Origin of the sequence: Mesorhizobium sp. M7A.F.Ca.US.005.03.2.1 (genome assembly GCF_003997795.1) — a bacterium.
In the GTDB taxonomy this organism is placed as follows: domain Bacteria; phylum Pseudomonadota; class Alphaproteobacteria; order Rhizobiales; family Rhizobiaceae; genus Mesorhizobium; species Mesorhizobium ciceri.
Genome location: NZ_RZRP01000573.1, coordinates 1 through 4,125 on the forward strand (window position 1 = coordinate 1; position 4,125 = coordinate 4,125).

Sequence of the window (4,125 nt, forward strand, 5' to 3'; positions counted from 1 at the left end):
TTCATGTAGCATAGGGTGTCGAGGGCGCAAGGGGCAGACCCGATGGCTGGACGAGGCTGGGGCTCGGATCAGGGCGAGGACGCTGCCATTGGCGTCAGCGAACGGTCCCTGTTTGCGCCTCTGCCAGCCTCATTGCCGCCGCCGTCGCCCCTCGTGCCGGATTCCGGCAAGCTGCCCTTGCAAACGGGTATCGCCGCCTCTGTTCCTGTTGCCGGAACCGGCAGGATCGTGCGCGTGCGCCGGCAGATCGGCCTGATATCACTGCCACGCCTGCGCCACAGCGTGAACATGGCGGCGAGCCTGGAACTCGACCGGGGCGTGGCCTTCCTGCTGGTGCCGGTCTGCCTTGCGATCGGAGCGATCGGCTATTTTTCGCTGACGGCTGAACCCGACTTTGCGAGACCTGTCGCGGTTGTCATCCTGACGGGGATCTGTGCGCTGGTCTCGCGCTCATGGCCAAAGACCCATCTGTGTTTCATGGCGGCACTTTTGTGCGCCCTAGGACTGCTTGCTGCCAAGGTCGAGACGTGGCGTGCGGGCACACAAATGTTGGGCTCGGAAATCTCGACGCAGGTGACCGGCCGCGTCGTCTCGCTCGACCGGATGGAAACTGGCCGTATCCGGCTGACCATCGACGTAACATCGACCGCAAGACCGAAACTGCGCTATGCGCCGGAACGGGTACGGCTTTCGGCACGCAAGATCCCGGCTGACGTGACCGCAGGCTCGCTCATCACTGGATATGCCAAGCTTTTGCCGCCGACCGGGCCGGTGCGACCGGACAGCTATGATTTCTCCTTCGACAGCTATTTTGCCGGCATTGGTGGCAGCGGATTCTTTCTCGGCAATCCAAAGCTTGTCGTCAGCGATGATGGCGACATGCCGCTGTCGGCCCGAATTTCCTCCAGCGTGGAAAATGCCCGTGAAGGCATCGCCGACCATATCAGGGCGAGCGTCGGCGGCGCCGAAGGCGAGATCGCCGCGGCGCTGATCGTCGGCGTGCGCGCCGGCATTCCCGACGACATCAATGAGGCGATGCGACGTACCGGCATCTACCACATCATCTCCATTTCGGGGCTGCATATGGCTCTGGTCGCCGGCACCATCATGGGGTTGCTGCGCGGCGCCTTCGCCTTGTTTCCCGATCTTTCCGCGCGTCGCCCGGTCAAGAAGTATGCCGCTGCCGCCGCACTGTTCTCGATCGCAGCCTACCTCGTCATCTCAGGTATCGTCGTCGCCGCCGAGCGCAGCTTCATCATGCTGGCAGTGATGCTGATTGCAGTTCTGTTCGATCGAGCAGCACTCACCATGCGCAATCTGGCGATCTCGGCGATCGCCGTCATCGTGGTGTCGCCGCATGAGGTGGTCGGCCCGAGTTTTCAGATGTCGTTCGCCGCGACCGCGGCTCTGGTCGGCGCTTATGCCGGCTGGGCGGATCACCGCGCGGGAAAAGCAAGACCGCCGCCGCCGAAGCGATCCTTGCCCGGGTTCCTGACACGAAAATTCCTGCTGGCGGCAATTGGTCTGGCCATGACCTCGATCATCGCCGGCAGCGCCACGACGCTGTTTGCCATCTGGCATTTTCAGCGTGTGTCGCCGCTCAGCCTGTTCGCCAATCTCGCGGTTATGCCGATCGTCACCGTCGTCATGTTCCTGGCCGTCGCCAGCGCGCTGCTGATGCCTTTCGGATTGGATTGGCCAGCTCTCTACCTGATGGGCAAGGGCCTGACGATGATGATCGCCATATCGGGCTGGATCTCCGAGCGTTCGCCTGTCGATGGGGTCGGGCTGATTTCGCAACAGTCGGTCCTGCTGGTGGCCATTGCCCTGGTCATCGCGACGATGGCGACGACATGGCTGCGGCTCGCGGCTCTGCCATTCGCGTTGGCAGGCTTGCTGACCGTCTCGGATACGCGCACGCCCGATGTGCTGATCTCGGAAGACGCCCGGCTGGTGGCGTTGCCGATCGGTGGCGGTGAGCTTGCCGTTAGCCGGCAACGGCCGAATGGATTCACCGTCGACAACTGGAAACGCGCGCTGACATCGGAAACCATCGTCGTTCCGGAAGTGTTCGACAACAGCGATGGGCAATTCGACGTCGCGGATGCCGTTGAGCTACCGCCGGGATCGCCGTTCTATTGCTCCTCAGGCGTTTGCGTGGCCAGGCACATGTCCGGTGCGATCATTGCCTATGTCGAGGACCGCAAGGACACCTGGAAAGCCTGCGGCTTCGCCGAGCTGATCGTCGTCAACGACGCCACCGCCTATGACGCCTGTCACAACCCGCTGGTTCTGGTCATCACCAAGCGGCAACTGGCTCGCAAAGGCAGTGCCGCGGTCTTCTTCGATCGCCAATCGGCGACCACGCCGGCGACGATCAGCTTCGCGGTGGACAGCCCATATCGGCCCTGGCACACGCAACGCAAATACTCTCGCGAGGCGAGGGGGCTGGCACCCTTCAAGAAACCCGAGAAGCCAGTGGTCAACCCACAGCCGTCTCAGTAGCGACGGATCAGGCCGACGAGCTTGCCTTGCACCTTGACCCTGTCCGGCCCGAAAATCCGTGTCTCATAGGCTGGATTGGCGGCTTCGAGGGCAATCGAGGCGCCCTTGCGGCGGAACCGCTTCAGCGTCGCTTCCTCTTCATCGACCAGCGCCACGATGATCTCGCCGGGGCTGGCCGTGTCGGCGTTACGGATGATAACGGTGTCGCCGTCGAAGATGCCGGCCTCGATCATCGAATCGCCCTTGACCTCCAGTGCATAGTGCGCGCCGCCCATGATCATGTCCGGCGGCACCGAAATCGAATGCGTCTGATGTTGGATGGCATCGATCGGCACGCCGGCGGCGATGCGACCCATGACCGGGATCGAAACGGCAGAGACCGCATCGTCGTCATTGCCGGGCGAAGGCATCCGCGAAGGCGCCGGCTTGATCTGCCGGCCAAGAGCACCACCCTGACCAAGACTGCCCTGGATGACGCTTGGCGAAAACTTCTTTGCCGCATTGAGGCCTGGCGCGATGGAGTCCGGCAGCCGCAGCACTTCCAGCGCGCGGGCCCGATTGGGCAGCCGGCGGATAAAGCCGCGCTCCTCAAGGGCCGTGATCAGCCGATGAATCCCGGATTTGGAGGCAAGGTCGAGCGCCTCCTTCATCTCGTCGAAGGATGGCGGAATGCCGCTCTCCTTCAGGCGTTCATGGATGAACATCAGCAGTTCATGTTGCTTGCGTGTCAGCATGGCGGCCCCCAGGTTCCCTGAAACCAGAATCGAAAAACAAACCCAGAACAAACACTATCTGTTCCAGTTGTGTTCTGCAACCGTTTAAAGTTTAATGAATTTGTTAAGGCTGCTGAAATTATTTGGCGCTTGCCAGCGGGTTACGATCGACGGGCGCCACCTTCGGCAATGCGCCTGCTCACATTGAAATTGTTATGGTTAATGACCTGTGGCTTATCCCCTACCAAAGCTTGGCATTATCTGTCGATCGACCTCGACAAGGAGCGATTGCAACCTTCGGGACGTTGGTTGGCCGTGAACGAAACGGAGCCAAAACGCCAACGTCAGTTGGGCATTTTGGCTGGAAATTCAGCTCTCCGTCATTTGCCAGGCAGTGAGGGCAGCGACGGCGGATCGCCGGGATCGGTGCGTCAGGTAACGGCTTCCTTGACGGCGAAACGCTGGTCCTTCCATGCACCCGTGCGCAGAATGTCTTCCAGAACCTCAACCGCCAGCCACACATCCTTGTAGCTGACATAGAGCGGCGTGAAGCCGAAACGGATGGTCGACGGTGCGCGGAAGTCACCGATCACCCCGCGCTCGATCAGCGCCCGCATGATTTGATAGCCATGGTCGTGAAGGAACGACACCTGGCTGCCGCGCCTGGTCGCGTCGCGGGTAGTCTCCAGCGCGAGACCGTAGGCGCCGCACTTGGCTTCGACGAGCTGGATGAACAGTTCTGTCTGCGCGACGCTCTTCTTTCGCAATGCCGCCATGTCGACGTCGCTCCAGATGGCAAGCGCGCCTTTGAGCGCCCGCATCGACAGGACCGGTTGCGTACCGCACAGAAAACGGCGGATGCCGGCGCCGGCAACATAACCCCGTTCGAAGGCAAAGGGCCGCGCAT

At 61.7% G+C, this 4,125-nt stretch carries 2 protein-coding genes and 1 pseudogene; 1 reads left to right on the plus strand and 2 read right to left on the minus strand.

From position 1 onward, the window contains the following. The first annotated feature begins 42 nt into the window (after positions 1–42). The gene (locus EN991_RS25855) at positions 43–2,505 is read left to right on the plus strand and encodes a ComEC/Rec2 family competence protein (protein ID WP_127369827.1); all 2,463 of its coding nucleotides are present in this window, start codon (positions 43–45) and stop codon (positions 2,503–2,505) included. Here the strand turns inward: EN991_RS25855 and lexA are convergent. Beyond that, positions 2,499–3,239 carry a transcriptional repressor LexA gene (gene lexA / locus EN991_RS25860; protein WP_013531746.1) on the minus strand — a complete coding sequence of 247 codons (741 nt, stop codon included), beginning with the start codon at positions 3,237–3,239 and terminating at the stop codon, positions 2,499–2,501. The two genes, EN991_RS25855 and lexA, sit on opposite strands and share 7 nt — an antisense overlap. A 410-nt stretch (positions 3,240–3,649) precedes the next feature. Then, positions 3,650–4,125, minus strand: a pseudogene (locus tag EN991_RS25865) (kynureninase); the annotation flags it as partial.

Excerpts from the sequence above, each read along its gene's own strand:
- lexA (WP_013531746.1), bottom strand. The coding sequence starts at position 3,239 with ATGCTGACACGCAAGCAACATGAACTGCTGATGTTCATCCATGAACGC.
- EN991_RS25855 (WP_127369827.1), top strand. The coding sequence starts at position 43 with ATGGCTGGACGAGGCTGGGGCTCGGATCAGGGCGAGGACGCTGCCATT.